The sequence below is a fragment of the Streptomyces sp. CBMA291 genome (assembly GCF_014596525.1).
Lineage (GTDB): Bacteria > Actinomycetota > Actinomycetes > Streptomycetales > Streptomycetaceae > Streptomyces.
On the sequence record NZ_MSJP01000034.1, the window covers coordinates 1 to 15,569 of the forward strand.

The window sequence follows — 15,569 nt, forward strand, 5'->3', positions numbered from 1 at the left end:
GCGCGGGCCTGTTCGGGGGTGTGCACCGGGGAACGGCGCATCCCGAGGTGGACGCGCCCGCCCGCGAGCCGGAGGGAGGCGTCGAGATCGAGGCAGACGCGCAGCGGGGGCCCGGCGGGGCCGACGGGGGCGGGGGCGAGTGGCGCGGTGGCCGCGCAGCCGGTGAGCAGCAGGGCCGCGCACAGGGTGCCGGTGCTCAGCAGTGCGGGGGCGCCCTTGCGGACGGACATGGACGGGCTCCTCCTGGCCGGGGGCAATGCAGCGATCCGTACCCGTTCGGGGTGCGGGCCTGCCGGAGGGCGGGCGCCCTCACCTGTCCGGGCGCGTCCGTTCGGGGTGCGGATGGTGCCGAACCCGGTTGACCGGCCTGGTGGGGGCGGGGTTTCCTGCTGCGATGAACGATCTTCGAATAGAGCGGGCGGCGGACGAGGTCCGGTGGGCGGACTGGCGGGCGGTCCACGACACGATCATTCCCACGGCGGTCCTCTCGGCGGCGCAGGTGCGGGAGCGCGCGGGCCGGAACCGGCTGGACGTGGCGTACCTCGGGGACGTGGTGGTGGGCTGTTCGACGGTGCGGCCGCCGGACGAGGAGACTCCGGCGGCGACCGTGATCGCCCGGACGCTGCCCGGTTTCCGGGGCCGGGGGGTCGGGACGGCGCTGTACGAGCGGGGGCTCGCGCACGCGCGGACGCTGGGCGGGGAAGGGGTGGAGACGGTGGTGCTCGCCTCCGACGAGGAGGGGCTGCGGTTCGCGCTCGCCCGGGGCTTCGTCGAGGTGGAGCGGTATCTCCTGCCGGGTGACACGGTGCCGTTCGTGGCGCTGCGGCTGGCCCGAGGAACCCGTTCCTGACGTTCCATCAGTTCGGGGTGGCGCGGGTCTGGGAACCTGCGGGGTCCGGCGCTACATTCCGCGCATGATGCGGACGGTGGTGTGGGGTACCGGGAATGTCGGGCGGGCCGCGATCCGTGCGGTGGACGCCCATCCGGGTCTCGTGCTGACGGGGGTGCTGGTCCGCGACCCGGCGAAGGTCGGGCGGGACGCGGGCAGGCTCGCGGGGCTCGGGCGCGACCTCGGGGTGCGAGCCGTCGACGACGTCGGCGCGGTCCTCGGCGGGCGGCCGGACGCCGTGGTGTACGCGGTGTCCGGCGACACCCGGCCGGACGGGGCGCTCGACGACGTGGTGCGGGCGGTGCGCGGCGGGGCGGTGGTGGTGACCCCGGCGCTCTATCCGCTGTACGACCAGCGTGACGCGCCGCCCGAGTTCCGCGAGCCGGTGCTCGCGGCGGTCGCCGAGGGGGGTGGGTCGCTGTTCGTGTCGGGGGTCGATCCGGGCTGGGGCAATGACGTGCTGCCGCTTCTGGTGAGCGGGCTCGGGAGCACGGTGGACGCGATCCGCTGCCAAGAGATCTTCGACTACTCGACGTACGAGCAGGAGGAGTCGGTCCGGGAGCTGATCGGGATGGGCCGTCCGATGACGTACGAACCGCCGATGCTGCTGCCGTCGGTGCCGACGATGGTGTGGGGCGGGCAGGTGCGGCTGATGGCCCGCGCGCTCGGCGCCGGACTCGACGGGATCGAGGAGTGGGTGGAGCGGCGTCCGCTGGAGTCGACCGTGCGGACCCGGGCGATGGGGGTGTTCGAGGCGGGCACGCAGGGCGCGGTCCGTTTCGAGGTGCGCGGGATCGTCGGCGGGGAGCCCCGGATCGTGATCGAGCACGTGACCCGCATCCATCCGGGGTGCGCGCCGGAGTGGCCGGTGCCGCCGGACGGGGCGGGGGCGCACCGGGTGATCGTGGAGGGCAGCCCCCGGATCGAGGTGACGGTCGCGGCGACGGCCGAGGGCGGGAACCGGGCGGCGGGCGGGAACGCGACGGCCGTGGGGCGGCTCGTCGGGGCGATCGACTGGCTGGGGGCGGCGGCGCCGGGACTGTACGACGCGCTGGACGTGCCGTTGCGGCCTGCGGTGGGCAGGCTGGGGAGGAGACCGAGGTGATCATCGACGTTCCCGGGGGCCGGGAGCCGATCGGGTACGTGTGGGGCGAGCTGGTTCCGGAGATCGGGACGGCGGCGGCGAACTTCTCGCTGTCGGTGTACGCCCATACGACGCTGGGGCTGCGCGAGTTCGAGGCGGCGCGGCTGCGGATCGCGCAGATCAACGGCTGCGGTTTCTGCCTTGACTGGCGTACCGAACGGGACGGGGTGAAGGTCGAGGAGGGGTTCGCGGCGCTCGTCGCCGCCTGGCGGGAGACGGCCGTGTCGGAGTCCTTCGACGAGCGGACGCGGCTCGCCGCCGAGTACGCGGAGCGGTACGCCCTCGACCACCACGGTCTGGACGGGGAGTTCTGGGCGCGGATGACGGCGCGGTACAGCCAGGCGGAGATCGTGGAGCTGACGATGAGCCTGGGTTCGTGGCTGGCGTTCGGGCGGCTCAACCGGGTGCTGGGGCTCGACGAGGTGTGCGTGCTGCCGACGGGGTGAGGGGCGGGCGTGCGGCGAAGGGGCCGGCCGGGTCATCCGGTCGGCCCCTTCGCCGTGCGGGATCCCGGCGGGCGCGGGCGGGGTGCGCGGGGCTCAGAAGTCCTCGGCGACGATGCGTTCGATATTGCGTTCGGCGAGGGCGGTGATGGTGACGAAGGGGTTGACGCTGGTGTTGCCGGGGATCAGGGCGCCGTCGATGACGTACAGGCCGGAGTAGCCGTGGAGGCGTCCGTGGTTGTCGGTGGCGCGGTCGAGGACGGCGCCGCCGAGCGGGTGGTAGGTGAGGTGGTCGCCCCAGATCTTGTAGGCGCCGAAGAGGTCGCTGCGGTAGACCGTGCCCTCCTTGGCGTTGATCTTGTCGAAGATGGCCTTCGCCGCGTCGACGGAGGTCTGTTTCCAGGCCCGGTCCCAGTCGAGGTCGACCGTGCCGGTGGCCGGGTTCCAGCGGAACTCGGCGCGGTGCGGGGTCTTGGTGATGGAGAGGTAGAAGGAGGCGTAGGTCTCGATGCCGGTGGGCAGCGGGGCGACCTCGGCGAAGGCGCCGCCCGCGTCCCAGTTGTCGATGCCCGCGGTGGGCATGGCCGACTGGAGGGCGCCGGTCGGGTCCCACATGTGGTTGGCGCGGCCGCACATGACGTTGCCGTTGTCGCCCCAGTCCTTGCCGATCCGGTCGTTGAGGGCGGGCAGGGCGCCGGTGGCCTTGAGCCGGGTGAGGAGTTTGCTGGTGCCGACGCTCCCGGCGGCGAAGAAGACCTTGTCGGCGGTGACGGTCTTGCTCGCGAGGGTGGCGCCCGTGGTGTCGATCTGGTCGATGGCGACGGTGTAGCCGCCGCCGGGCGCCGGGGTGACGGAGGTGACCTTGTGCAGGGCAGAGACGGCGAGGCGGCCGGTGGCCGCGGCCTGGGCGAGATAGGTCTTCCGGAGGGTCTTCTTGCCCGCGTTGTTGCCGTAGATGACCTCGCCGTCGAGGGCCGACCTGGGTACGGCTCCGGCGGCCTCCTGCTTCATGTAGTCCCAGTCGTAGACATTGGGCACGAAGACGAAGGGGAAGCCGGAGCGCTCGGCGTGCCTGCGGCCGACACGGGCGTACTGGTAGCAGTCGGCGCTCTCCCACCAGGACTGGTCCACGGCGGTGACGCCCAGTCCGGCGTTGGCGCGCGGGTAGTAGGTGGCGTACATCTCGGCGGCGTCGACGGTGGGGAGGATCGCGGCGAAGTTCTCCCGGCGCGGGGTGACGGCCATGCCGCCGTTGACGAGGGAGCCGCCGCCGACGCCCCGGCCCTGGTAGACGGTGATGCCGGCGAAGTCCTCGGCGTCGAGGATGCCGGTGTGGCGGGGCACGTCCTTGTCGAGGGGGATGCCGAGGAAGTTGCTCAGGGGCTGCTTGGTACGGCTCCGCAGCCAGAAGGAGCGGTAGTCGGGGCGGGTGGTGTTGGCGAAGACCTTGCCGTCGGGCCCCGGGGTGTCCCAGGCCATGCCCATCTCGACCATGTGCACGTCGATGCCCGCGCGGGCGAGCCGGAGCGCGGCGACGGAGCCGCCGTACCCGGTGCCGACGACGAGGGCGGGGACGTGGGCGCCGGTGGGGAGGGGCGTGGTGGGGACGGCGGTCGGGGCGGGGCCTGCCGTGGGGGCGGTGCCGGTTCCGGCCAGGGCCGGGGTGGCGTGACCGGCCAGGGCGGCGGCACCGAGAAGAGAACCTGTTCCTGCGAGGAACCGGCGGCGGCTGACCCCGTCGGTCCCTTCGCCGTACTGCGGGTGTCCACTCATGTACGTATCCCTCACTCGTGAGCGAATGGGAACACGTTCTACTGTCGCCGGTCGGGGAAGTCACGAGAAACCGACGGGTAACTTACGGCCGTACGGGCCGGGCGCGGGGTCCTCTCAGGGGCGTCCCGCGACGCCCGAGGCCGCGCGGGAGCCGCCGGTGGCGAGGGCCGGTTCGGCGCGGACCGGACCGTCGAGGAGGCGGCGCAGCAGGGCCGTACCCCGGGCGGGGTCGGTCGCGGTCCCGTCGGCGAGGAGCGTGGCGAGCAGCGCGATCCTGGCCTGGGCGGCTCGCAGGGTCCCGGTGAGCAGCGCTCCGGCGGCGACGAGGTCGACGGCTCCGCCGCCGGTGTAGATCTCGGCGAGCGGTCCGGCCGGGACGCGGGTGGTCACGGCGACGAGGACGCCCTGGGCGACCGCGTCGGCGACGGCGGCGGCGATCTCGGGGGTGGCGTTGCCCGCCCCGGTCGCCTCAAGGACGACGCCCCGGGCGCCCGCGGCCACGGAGGCGTTCAGGAGGAGCGGGTCGCCGTCGGAGTGGTGGGCGACGATGTCGATCCGGGGCAGCGGGGTGGCGCCCGGGGCGGCGGGGTCGGCCGTGCGCGCGGCGGCGGGGAGCGGCAGCGGCGCCGGGCGCTCGGGCTGCCGCTCGATGTCGACACGGGAGAAGCCGACGCGGCCGAGGCGCTCGGCGGAGGGGTCGGAGAAGGCGTCGGCGGCCAGGGTCTGGGTCTTGACCGTGCCCCGGGCCGCGTGGACGCGTCCGTCGAAGACGACGAGGACACCGAGGTCGTCGACGGTGGCGGCGACCTGGAGCGCGTCGTACAGATTGCCGGGGCCGTCCCCGTCTCCGGTGCCGAAGGGGCGCTGGGCTCCGGTGAGCACGACCGGACGCGGGTCCGTGTGGTGCAGGTCGAGGAGGAAGGCGGTCTCCTCCAGGGTGTCGGTGCCGTGGGTGACGACGATGCCGTCGACGCCGGGGTCGGCGAGGGTCTCGTGGACGGTGCGCAGCAGGGCGAGCTGATGGGCGGCGGTCATCCGCGAGCTGTTGACGTTGAAGAGGTCGACGACCTCGACGGTGACGCCCTCGGGGAGGGGGGCGGTGGCCAGGACGTCGTCACCCGAGGCGTCGGCGGCGTAGCCGGTGCCCTGCCAGCGGCTGGCGATGGTGCCGCCGGTGCTGATGACGACGATCCGGCGCGCTCCCCCGTCGTTCGTCCGCTTCATGCCCGCCACCCTTGTTCCGTGCCGAAATCTCCTGTCTCGCAACGGTAGACCGGAAGGTGCGCAAGACGATTGCGAAGTTGCCCGCCGAAATGTTTCATCGTGGTAGATGATTGCGCCATGGACCGAATCGATCTCCATATCTTGCGTGAGCTTCAGCAGGACGGGCGGCTGAGCAATCAGGAGCTGGCCCAGCGGGTGGGCCTCAGCCCCTCGCCGTGTCTGCGCCGGGTGCGCCAGCTGGAGCAGGACGGGGTGATCCGGGGGTACCGGGCGATCATCGACCCGGCGGCGGTGGGACGGGGCTTCGAGGTCCTCGTCTCGGTGGAGGTGCGCCGGGACCGGGAGACGGTGGAGGCGTTCGAGGCGGCGCTCCAGGACGTGCCCGACGTGATCGAGGCGTACCGGCTGTTCGGGAGCCCCGGCTGTCTGCTGCGGATCGCGGTGGCGGATCTGGCGGCGTACGAGCGGCTGTGGATCGAGCGGCTGACGACGCTGGCGGGGGTCACGGAGGTCAACTCGCAGATCATCATGAAGCGGGTGAAGGAGCCGAAGGGGCTGCCGGTGGACGCCCGGGGCGCCTGAGGCGGGGAACCCGGGGCCGCGTTCCGCACGATGCCGGAACGTCATCGAACAGCCCCCTCCCCGTTACATGGCAGGTACCTGACGTGTGCCACCCTCCCGGTGACACCACGTCAACACGCGTAGACAGCGGTGGAATTCACCCCTCCACCCGCCGTCCCACGCGTACCGTCCCCGGGAAAGGGCCCCCCATGTCCGTTGTGCGGATCGGCAGAGTGAAGGTGTGGGCGACGGCCGTCGCCGCCGCCCTCGTCGGCGTCACGCTCCCCGCGGTCACCGCGACTCCCGCGAACGCCACCACCACCGCGTACGACACCACGTACTACAAGAACGCCGTCGGCAAGACCGGCACGAGTCTGAAGTCCTCGCTGCACACGATCATCAGCACCGGGACCACCAGGATCTCCTACGACGCGGTCTGGAACGCACTGAAGGCCACCGACCAGGACCCGGCCAACGCCAACAACGTCCTGCTGCTCTACAGCGGCACCTCGCGGAGCAAGACCCTCAACGGCGGGAACGTCGGGGACTGGAACCGCGAGCACACCTGGGCCCAGTCCCACGGCAACTTCGGCACCTCCGCCGGACCCGGCACCGATCTGCACCATCTGCGCGCGGCCGACGTCCAGGTCAACAGCACCCGGGGCAACAAGGACTTCGACAAGGGCGGCAGCCCCGTCAGCGGAGCGCCCGGCAGCTACACGGACGCCGACTCCTTCGAGCCGCGCGACGCCGACAAGGGCGACGTCGCGCGGATGATCCTCTACATGGCCGTCCGCTACGAGGGCGGCGACGGCTGGGCCGATCTGGAGCCCAACGAGTCGACCAGCAACGGCAGCGTGCCCCTGCACGGACGGCTCTCGGTCCTGAAGCAGTGGAACGAGCAGGACCCGCCGAGCGCCTTCGAGGAGCGCCGCAACGACCTGATCTACAGCACCTACCAGGGCAACCGGAACCCGTTCGTCGACCACCCCGAATGGGTCGAGGCGATCTGGTAGCCGGTCACGGGGCCGCCCCGACCTGCTCGCCGCCCGATGCCGGGCGGGCGGGGCGGTGCTCCGGCAGCGAGTGGAGGCTGACCGCCTCCGGCCCCGCCGCGCAGTGCCGGGCCGCCCAGGTCTCCAGGGCGGCGCGGCAGGCGTGGTCCAGATGGTGGAGCCCGGAGAAGTCCAGCTCGACCGGCCGGTCCTTCGGCAGCGCCTCCAGGACGTCCAGCATCTTCGGCAGCCTCAGGAAGTTCGCGTTCCCCGACAGGCTCACCCGGGCCGGACCCGCCCCGTCGTCGGTGCGCTCGATCCGCAGGTGCGAGGCGTCCCAGGCGGCCTTGCCCACGGAGAGGGCCAGACCGATGAGGACCCCTTCGAGCATGCTGACCGTGACGATCGCGAGCGCCGTCACCACCAGGACGAAGGCCTCCCCCCGGTGGCCCCGCCACAGGGCGGCCACCCGCCCGAAGGGGATCAGCTTCCAGCCCGCGTGCACGAGGACCCCGGCGAGCGCGGGCAGCGGTACGTACTCCAGGGTGCCGGGCAGCAGGGCCGCGAACAGCAGCAGCCACACCCCGTGCAGCACCCGGGAGGCCTTGGTCCTGGCACCCGCCCGGACGTTGGCCGCGCTGCGCACGACCACCGCCGTCATGGGCAGCGCGCCGAGCAGACCACAGACCGTGTTGCCGAAGCCCTGCGCGACCAGCTCCTTGTCGTAGTCGGTACGGGTCCCGTCGTGCAGCCGGTCCACCGCCGCCGCGCCGAACAGCGACTCGGCGGAGGCGATCAGCGCGAAGGCGAGCGCCGTGCCGAGGAGCGCGATGTCCCCCAGCGCGGCGAGGGTCTCCGCCTCGGGGAGCCGGACGGCGTCCAGCACCCCGCCGATCCGCACCGTCGCCACCGGCAGGCCGAGCAGCGCGGTCGCGAGGGCGGCGAGCAGGATCGCGACCAGCGCCCCCGGCACGGCCCGGACGGGACGGGGTGCGTACCGCCAGCCCACGATCACCAGGACCGTGCCCGCGGCGACGGCGAGCGGGGCCAGTTCGGCGGGATCGCCCAGCCCCCGGGCGAGGGCGGCGGGAAGGCCGGTGATCCTGGCCGTACCGGAGGTCGGGGCGGGTACCCCGGCGGCGGAGTAGAGCTGGCCCGCGACGATGACCAGCCCGATCCCGGCCAGCATCCCCTCGACCACCGCGAGGGAGATGGCCCGGAACCAGCGGCCCCACCGCAGCAGCCCCATGACGACCTGGAGGACGCCGGCGAGGAGCACGGTGAGGCCGAGAGCGGCGAGCCCGAGGGTCCGGACCGCCTCGAAGACGAGCACGGTGAGTCCGGCGGCGGGGCCGGACACCTGAAGACTGCTGCCGCGCATGAGTCCGGTGACGACACCGCCGACGATGCCGGTGATCAGACCCAGCTCGGCGGGGACGCCGGAGGCGACGGCGACCCCGATGCAGAGGGGCAGGGCCACCAGGAAGACGACGAGGGACGCCGCGAAGTCGTGCCGGAGATGGGGTATGGAGGACGGCATGGGTTCTCTCCCCTGTCACTGCACCGGGCGAGGGCGGGTTCACCGCGCCGGGCGGGGGCGGGACATGGCTCGTGCACGGTAGTACGAGCCCGGGGCACCGGTTCGGGGCTGTTCGACGGCCCGGGTCCCCTGCGGCCGGAACCGCACGGAACTTGACCCGTTCACCCCCGGAAACGGCGCCCGGGGGCGCGCCACGCGGGGGCGCACCGGACCCCAGGCGCCCGCTCACCGGCGCCGGGGAGGGCGTACGGTCCACCGTCCGGGGCGCGGGGGCGCGAGCGGGTCACCACCAGTAGGCGGGGTACCTCGGGGCTCCGCGCCGGACGCGGGAGGCGGCCCAGGCGGCGAGGACGAGCAGGATCGTCGAGCCGAACAGGAGGGGGACGAACCGGCCGGGGGCGGGGTTCTGGAGCACGATGACGACGGCGGTGGAGCAGGCGGGCGAGTGCGGGGTCCGGGCCAGCGTCGTCAGGGCGAGGGTGACGCCCGCGGCGAGGGCCGCGCCCCACGCGCCGCCGAGGACCAGGGCCGCGACCGCGTATCCGGTGGCGGCGCCGAGGAGATGACCGAGGATCACGCTGCGCGGCTGTGCCAGGGGCAGCGCGGGGGCGCAGTGGACCAGCGCGGCGCTGGCGGCGAGCGGGGGTATCAGCACCGGCTCGTGGATGGCGGCGCCGAGGGCGACGAGGGCGAACAGGGCGGCCGTGGCGGCGCTGACGCTGTGGAAGGCGGCCCCGGGCGCGGGCCTCGCCGGCGCCCGCCCCGCGAGCCGCGCGAATCGGGGGCGCCGGGCCGGGGGGACGGCCGGGACGGTACCGGCTGGGGCGGGGTCGGCGGTGGCGGGGTCGGCGGTGGCCGAGGCAGGGTCGGCAGTGGCCGGGGCCGGGGCGGTTGCGGTTGCGGTGGACTCGATCGCGGCGGACGCGGTCGGGGCGGGCTCGGGGCGCAGAACCGTTTCGGTGCTCATGCGGGGTGGTGTTTCCGGGGCAGGCGGCCAGGGGCCGGAGGGGACAGGGGGCGGGGCTGTCGGCGGTACGGGACCCTGTGGTCGACAGTCGGCCCGGTCTCGCGCCTGTCCCTGGTGCGGCGGTGCAACCTGCCCCCACTCTAACCAGCGGGTTTCCCGCGCCGGCGGGCGGGTCGGGGCGCCGTCCGCGTACGGCGGTGGGAGGACTTCGGCGGGCGGGCGGAGTGGGACCGTCGTGGGGCTCATGCGTTCGGTCGCGCCGGGGTGGCCCGGGGCGCGTGCGGCGGAGAGGCTGGGGGTGGTCCCGCCCGGGGCCGCCCCCGGACCGAGCGGGTCCCCTTCGGTGCCCGGTGTCCGCCCCTGGACGAGGAGACCGCCGATGAGCGTGCCCGCATCACCCCCGTACCGGTACGACGATCTCAGCGCGCTCTATCTCAACTGCACCCTCAAGCCCTCCCCCGAGGTCAGCAACACGGACGGCCTGATCGAGCGGAGCCGGTCCGTCATGGAGGGGCAGGGGGTGAGCACATCGCTCGTGCGGGCGGTCGATCTGGACCTCGCGCCCGGAGTGTGGCCGGACATGACGGAGCACGGCTGGAAGCACGATGCCTGGCCCACGCTGTACGAGCGGGTGATGGCGGCCGACATCCTGGTGCTGTGCGGACCGATCTGGCTGGGGGACAACAGCTCCGTGACGAAGCGGGTGATCGAGCAGCTCTACGCCTGTTCGGGCCTGCTCAACGACGCCGGGCAGTACGCGTACTACGGACGGGTCGGCGGCTGTCTCATCACCGGCAACGAGGACGGGGTGAAGCACTGCGCGATGAACGTCCTCTACAGCCTCCAGCACCTGGGGTACACGATCCCGCCCCAGGCGGACGCGGGATGGATCGGCGAGGCGGGTCCGGGACCCTCCTATCTGGACCCCGGCTCGGGCGGTCCCGAGAACGACTTCACCAACCGCAACACCACGTTCATGGCCTGGAACCTGATGCATCTGGCCGGGCTGCTCAAGCGGACCGGCGGTGTTCCGGCGCACGGAAACCGGCGTACGGAGTGGGACGCGGGCTGCCGTCCCGATTTCGCCAACCCCGAGCATCGCTGACCCTTTTTCAGGCTCCGGCGGCCACCCCGGTTTTGGATTGTCCTAGGTTCATCAATACGATCCGGCGATGATCACGAGAAAACGGCTGGCGACCGGGGCCTGCGCGCTGCTCGCCGCCCTGAGCGTCGCGCTCCTGCCCACGGGCGCCGCCGCCGACGAGCCGGTGGCGAAGGAATCCCCCAAGGTCGAACTGGTCCTCGACGTCAGCGGCTCCATGCGGGCCAACGACATCGACGGCAAGTCCCGCATGGCGGCTGCCAAGCAGGCCTTCAACGAGGTCCTCGACGCGGTGCCCGAGGAGGTCCGGCTCGGCATCCGCACCCTGGGCGCGGACTATCCGGGGCAGGACCGCAAGCAGGGCTGCAAGGACACCCGGCAGCTGTACCCGGTGGGTCCGCTCGACCGGACCGAGGCCAAGACGGCCGTCGCCACCCTCGCCCCGACCGGCTGGACCCCCATCGGCCCGGCGCTGCTCGGCGCGGCCAAGGACCTGGAGGGCGGTGACGCCACCCGCAGGATCGTGCTCATCACCGACGGCGAGGACACCTGCGCCCCGCTCGACCCCTGCCAGGTGGCACGGGAGATCGCGGCCAAGGGCATCCACCTCGTCATCGACACCCTGGGCCTGGTGCCCGACGCCAAGACGCGCGCCCAGCTGACCTGCATCGCGGAGGCGACCGGAGGCACGTACACCTCCGTCCACCGCACCGAGGACCTGTCCCGCAGGGTGAAACAGCTGGTCGACCGGGCCGCCGACCCGGTGGTCACCCCGGTGGCCACCGACGGCGCCGGGCGCTGTGTGGACGCCCCGCAGCTCAAGCCCGGTCTGTACACCGACCGCGAGTCCTTCGGCCAGCACCGCTGGTACCGGGTGGACCTGCTGCCCGGCCAGGAACTGCGCGCCTCCGTCAGCGTCTCCGCCGACCGCGCGGTGAACAACGACTACGGGGTGCTGCTGCGCGCCGTCACCCTGCACGGCCGGGAGATCGTCCGCGGCTCCGAGGCCGGGGACGGGCGCACCGACGTGATCTCGACGGGGCTGCGCTATCCGAAGCCGGAGCAGGACGACGGCCCCGGGGACGCCAAGCCGGCCGCCGAGACGGTCTGTCTCCAGGTCAGCAACTCGTTCTCCGCCCCCGCGTCGGTCAAGACCACGCCGGGCATGCCGATCGAGCTGACCGTGGACGTCGTCGACGGCCCCTCGACCGCCTCGGACGTGGCCTCGTTCGGCCTCGGGCGCGGCTGGTGGCTGCTGGGCACGCTGGTCCTCGTCGGCTTCCTGGCCGGTCTGCTCTGGGGCTGGCTGTCCCGCTGGCGCTTCGCTGTCTGGAGGACCCACTGATGCGTACCGTACGCACACTCGCCACGGCCGCGCTGCTCGGCGCGGCGCTGCTCGGCCCCGCCGCCCCCGCGGCCCTCGCCGACTCGCCGTCCCCCTCGGCCGACCCGAGCGCGGGCCCTTCGGAGGCGGGCACCACCTTCCGTACCGCCACCCGGTTCCTGCCGGGTCAGCAGGCGACCGCGCAGGCCTCCTCGGGTGACTACCTGTACTGGGTGTTCCCCGCCGACACCGGTCAGCGGCCGACGGTGAACGCCACCGTCACCCTGCCCGAAGCGGCCTTGCGGCACGGCCCCGCGACCTGGCGGATCGACGTGTACGACGGGCTGCGGCGACGCCAGCCGTGCATGTACGGGGTCCAGTCCCGTACGGCGGCGAAGGACGCGGCGACGGTGGACCTCGCCTGTGTGCTGCGGCCGGTCCGCGCCTCGGCCGACGCCTGGGCGAACGACCCGCTGCCGGGCAGCTACTACGTGCGGCTGACCGTGGGCGCCGTCCCGGACGAGGACCTGGGCCAGCCGTTCACCGCCCGGGTCGGGGTGAGCACGCTCGACAAGGGCGGCGCCTACGCCACCGACGGCGCGCTCGGCGCGCCGCTGGTGCCGGGCGCCACCACCGCCGATCTGGCGGAGGCGGAGACCGAGGCGGGCCGCACCACGCCCGTGGAGGCGGCGGCTCCCGAGGACGGCTGGTCGTCCGGCTGGTGGTCCGACCGCTGGCTCTGGACCGGCGCGGGCGCCGTCCTCGCCGCGCTCGCCGGCATCGGCGGCTACGCGCTGACGCGGGGCGGCGGACGTCCCTCGCGGGTGCCCCCGGGCGTCTGACCGGCCCTCCGGTCAAGCGAACGGCCCCCGTCGCCTCGGTGCGACGGGGGCCTTCGCGTACTCCGGGAGGGTGACGGACGCCTGGTCAGCCGGGTACGGGCGAGGGGGTCTCCCGGGGGCCGGGCCGGGTGGTGCGGACGCTCCAGCGCCCGCCGTGCCGTTCGAGGGTGAGGGGCAGACCGAAGCAGGCGCCGACCCGCTCACTGGTCAGCACCCGGTCGACGGGACCCTGGGCGAGGACCCGGCCGCCGCGCAGGAGCAGGGCGTGGGTGGTGCCGGAGGGCAGCTCCTCCAGATGGTGGGTCACCAGGACGGTGGCGAGGCCGGGATGTCGGGCGCCGAGCGCGTCCAGGGCGTCGAGCAGCTGTTCACGGCCGGGCAGGTCGAGTCCGGTGGCCGGTTCGTCGAGCAGGAGCAGCCGGGGCTCGGGCATGAGCGCGCGGGCGATCAAAGCGCGGCCTCGCTCCCCCTGCGAGAGGGTCGGCCAGCGGGCGGCGGTCCGGCCGGCGAGTCCGAGGGTGCCGATCAGCTCCTCCGCCCGCTCCTGCTGTGCGGCGGTGGGCGTCCAGCGGGGCGGGCGCTCCACGGAGTTGGTGACGCCCGTGAGGACGACGTCCCGGACGGTGAGGGCGGAGCGCAGCGGGTGCCGGGGGGTGACATGGCCGATGAGGGTCCGCAGTTCGCGCAGGTCCACCCGGCCGAGCCTGCGCCCGAGGACCTCGACCCGGCCCCGGGTGGGGTGGGTGAGGGCGCCGAGCAGGCCGAGGAGGGTGGTCTTCCCCGCGCCGTTGGCCCCGAGAAGCGCCCAGTGTTCCCCGGGGCGGACGGTGAGCGTGATGTCGTCGAGGAGGGTGTCACCCTCCCGGACGACGGCGACGGAGTCGGCCTGGAGGACGGGGGCGGGGACCGGGGCGTCGGCGGGGAGAGCGGAGGGATCGGGCTGCCCGGAGGGATCGGCCGGGTCGGACGGGGCGGCCGGGTCTGACGGAGTGGCCGGATCGGACTGCCCGGACGGGGTGGGTGGGGCTTCCGGGGCAGACGGGGCGGACTGCCCCGACCGGCCAAACGGGTCGGATCGCGGGTGAGGGGCCGTGAGTGCGGCTGACCGGGACGGGTCGGATCGCGGGTCGGATTCCAGGGGCTCGGAGGGTGCGCCGAGGTCCGGCCGGACGGGCGTTCCGGACGCCTTTCCCTCCCGTACGGTCCCGGTCATCGGGCCGGGGCCCGGTTCGCGGCGGCGGGGACGGCGGAGGCGGAGGGGCGCTGCGAATCGCTGATCATGGCCGGTACCGTAGCGACTTCTCAGCTCCTCAGACAAGTACTCCTCAGACAAGTTACGGGCTAGATTCCCGGTACGTGTGTTCCCGTGTGTCCGCGATCCGGAGAATCAGGTGACCCCCATGCCGCTCGGTGCCCTGCGCCCCAGTCCTCTCGTCGAACAGGCGGCCGAGCGGCTGCGTGAACAGATCGTCCGAGGCCACTGGCCCGTCGGCACCAAGCTGCCCGGGGAGACGACGCTCGCCGGGCAGTTGGGCGTGGGGCGCTCCACCGTCCGCGAGGCGCTGCGCGCGCTCGCGGGTGCGGGGCTCGTCCGGCCCCGGCAGGGCTCGGGCGTCTTCGTGATCGCCACCCGGCTCGCGGAGGACTGGCCCACCCGGCTGCGGGCGGCGGCGGTGACCGATGTCTACGAGGTGCGGACGCTGGTCGAGGTGGAGGCGGCCCGGCTCGCCGCGCTGCGCAGGACCGACGAGGACATCGCCGTGATGGAGGCGGCGCTCGCCGTCCGGCGGGCCGCCGGGGACGGGGACGACGACGCGGTGTTCGTGGACGCCGACATCGCCCTGCACACGGCGCTCGTGACGGCGGCGCGCAACCCGGTCCTGACCGATCTGTTCACCCAGTTCCTGCCGGTCCTGCGCCAGGGGCTGATCAACCTCCTGGACCTCCTGGCGCTTCGCGCCACCGACCCGCACCACGGCGAGGCCTCCCACACCGCGCTCGTACGGGCCGTGACGGCGGGCGACGCGGAGGAGGCCGCCCGCCTGGCCAGAACGGAACTGGAGGCGACCCTGGCCCTGCTCCACTCCCCCGCCGCCCGGCCCCCGGCCGTCTGACCGCCCAGGTCCGACCGGCCACCCGCCCGCCGCACGTCCTTCCGAACGCCCGGCCACCCGACCGCCCGGCCACCCGGCCACCCGACCGACTGATTGCCCGACCGCCTGCTCGCCTGACCGGGACCGTACGGGGGCCTTCTCGCGGTCCGTGCCGTCCGTCAGGTCATCCGGCGCGCGCCCTCCAGGACGGCCCGGCGGATGCGGTCGTAGGTGCCGCAGCGGCAGATGTTGCGGATGGTGTCGAGGTCGGCTTCGGTGATCTCCCGGCCGGCCTCGCGGGCGCGGCGGACCTCGGCGACCGCCGTCATGATCTGGCCCGGCTGGCAGTAGCCGCACTGGGCCACGTCGAGATCCAGCCAGGCTTCCTGCATCGGATGCAGCTCGCGCCCCACGGTGCCGGGAAGCCCCTCGATGGTGGTGACCTCGTCCTCGGGGGCAAGGTCCTGGACGGGGACGGCGCAGGGCGTGAACGCCTTGCCGTTGAGGTGGCTCGTACAGGCGCGGCAGACGCCGACCCCGCAGCCGTACTTGGGGCCGGTGACGCCGAGGACGTCCCTGAGGACCCACAGGAGCCGGACGTCCCCTTCGACGTCGGCGGTGACGGCCTTGCCGTTCAGGATGAAGGTGTGCTGCGGCACGGGGGGCTCCAGG

Annotated in this window: 14 protein-coding genes and 2 pseudogenes; 9 read left to right on the forward strand and 7 right to left on the reverse strand. The window is 73.7% G+C overall.

Going from position 1 to position 15,569, the window contains the following annotated elements:
- Positions 1 to 230 (reverse strand): annotated as a pseudogene (locus BU197_RS09720) (amino acid deaminase/aldolase); the annotation flags it as partial.
- Between the two features lie 164 nt (positions 231 to 394).
- On the opposite strand from BU197_RS09720, the gene BU197_RS09725 reads away from it, so the two are divergent.
- From BU197_RS09725 to BU197_RS09735, 3 genes are all read left to right on the forward strand, one after another.
- Positions 395 to 850: a GNAT family N-acetyltransferase gene (locus BU197_RS09725; RefSeq protein WP_188267849.1), complete on the forward strand. Its 456-nt coding sequence runs from the start codon at positions 395 to 397 to the stop codon at positions 848 to 850.
- Between the two features lie 64 nt (positions 851 to 914).
- Positions 915 to 1,994 carry a dihydrodipicolinate reductase gene (locus BU197_RS09730; RefSeq protein ID WP_188267850.1) on the forward strand — a complete coding sequence of 360 codons (1,080 nt, stop codon included), beginning with the start codon at positions 915 to 917 and terminating at the stop codon, positions 1,992 to 1,994.
- Entirely contained in the window at positions 1,991 to 2,479 is a 489-nt protein-coding gene (locus tag BU197_RS09735; protein WP_188267851.1) for a carboxymuconolactone decarboxylase family protein, read from the forward strand. Before BU197_RS09730 ends, BU197_RS09735 begins: the two co-directional genes overlap by 4 nt.
- A gap of 93 nt (positions 2,480 to 2,572) precedes the next feature.
- Here the strand turns inward: BU197_RS09735 and BU197_RS09740 are convergent, their stop codons facing one another.
- Together BU197_RS09740 and BU197_RS09745 are read right to left on the reverse strand one after the other, a co-directional pair.
- The gene (locus tag BU197_RS09740; RefSeq protein ID WP_188267852.1) at positions 2,573 to 4,249 is read right to left on the reverse strand and encodes a GMC oxidoreductase; all 1,677 of its coding nucleotides are present in this window, start codon (positions 4,247 to 4,249) and stop codon (positions 2,573 to 2,575) included.
- Positions 4,250 to 4,363: 114 nt separating this feature from the next.
- Positions 4,364 to 5,473, reverse strand: coding sequence for an asparaginase (locus BU197_RS09745; RefSeq protein ID WP_188267853.1), 1,110 nt, complete (start codon positions 5,471 to 5,473; stop codon positions 4,364 to 4,366).
- Positions 5,474 to 5,590: 117 nt separating this feature from the next.
- Here BU197_RS09745 and BU197_RS09750 point away from each other — a divergent pair, with 117 nt between their 5' ends.
- Both BU197_RS09750 and BU197_RS09755 read left to right on the forward strand, forming a co-directional pair.
- On the forward strand, positions 5,591 to 6,055 hold the full coding sequence (locus BU197_RS09750) for an Lrp/AsnC family transcriptional regulator (protein WP_188267854.1): 465 nt from the start codon (positions 5,591 to 5,593) through the stop codon (positions 6,053 to 6,055).
- 188 nt (positions 6,056 to 6,243) lie between these two features.
- Positions 6,244 to 7,050, forward strand: a complete 807-nt coding sequence (locus tag BU197_RS09755; RefSeq protein ID WP_188267855.1) for an endonuclease I family protein — start codon at positions 6,244 to 6,246, stop codon at positions 7,048 to 7,050.
- A gap of 4 nt (positions 7,051 to 7,054) precedes the next feature.
- Here BU197_RS09755 and BU197_RS09760 read toward each other — a convergent pair whose 3' ends face one another.
- Both BU197_RS09760 and BU197_RS09765 read right to left on the reverse strand, forming a co-directional pair.
- Positions 7,055 to 8,569 carry a SulP family inorganic anion transporter gene (locus tag BU197_RS09760; protein WP_188267856.1) on the reverse strand — a complete coding sequence of 505 codons (1,515 nt, stop codon included), beginning with the start codon at positions 8,567 to 8,569 and terminating at the stop codon, positions 7,055 to 7,057.
- A gap of 283 nt (positions 8,570 to 8,852) precedes the next feature.
- Positions 8,853 to 9,536 carry an HPP family protein gene (locus BU197_RS09765; RefSeq protein WP_188267857.1) on the reverse strand — a complete coding sequence of 228 codons (684 nt, stop codon included), beginning with the start codon at positions 9,534 to 9,536 and terminating at the stop codon, positions 8,853 to 8,855.
- 379 nt (positions 9,537 to 9,915) lie between these two features.
- On the opposite strand from BU197_RS09765, the gene BU197_RS09770 reads away from it, so the two are divergent.
- The 3 genes from BU197_RS09770 to BU197_RS09780 all read left to right on the forward strand — a co-directional run bounded on the left by BU197_RS09770 (position 9,916) and on the right by BU197_RS09780 (position 12,804).
- Positions 9,916 to 10,641, forward strand: a complete 726-nt coding sequence (locus BU197_RS09770) for a flavodoxin family protein (RefSeq protein WP_188267858.1) — start codon at positions 9,916 to 9,918, stop codon at positions 10,639 to 10,641.
- 67 nt (positions 10,642 to 10,708) lie between these two features.
- Positions 10,709 to 11,983, forward strand: a complete 1,275-nt coding sequence (locus BU197_RS09775; RefSeq protein ID WP_188267859.1) for a VWA domain-containing protein — start codon at positions 10,709 to 10,711, stop codon at positions 11,981 to 11,983.
- Positions 11,983 to 12,804 carry a hypothetical protein gene (locus BU197_RS09780; RefSeq protein WP_188267860.1) on the forward strand — a complete coding sequence of 274 codons (822 nt, stop codon included), beginning with the start codon at positions 11,983 to 11,985 and terminating at the stop codon, positions 12,802 to 12,804. Before BU197_RS09775 ends, BU197_RS09780 begins: the two co-directional genes overlap by 1 nt.
- Positions 12,805 to 12,889: 85 nt before the next feature.
- Here the strand turns inward: BU197_RS09780 and BU197_RS09785 are convergent.
- Positions 12,890 to 13,699, reverse strand: a pseudogene (locus tag BU197_RS09785) (ABC transporter ATP-binding protein); the annotation flags it as partial.
- A 505-nt stretch (positions 13,700 to 14,204) separates the two neighbouring features.
- Here BU197_RS09785 and BU197_RS09790 point away from each other — a divergent pair.
- Entirely contained in the window at positions 14,205 to 14,918 is a 714-nt protein-coding gene (locus BU197_RS09790; protein ID WP_188267862.1) for a FadR/GntR family transcriptional regulator, read from the forward strand.
- 158 nt (positions 14,919 to 15,076) lie between these two features.
- Here the strand turns inward: BU197_RS09790 and BU197_RS09795 are convergent, their stop codons facing one another.
- On the reverse strand, positions 15,077 to 15,556 hold the full coding sequence (locus BU197_RS09795) for a (2Fe-2S)-binding protein (RefSeq protein WP_188267863.1): 480 nt from the start codon (positions 15,554 to 15,556) through the stop codon (positions 15,077 to 15,079).
- Positions 15,557 to 15,569: the final 13 nt, after the last annotated feature.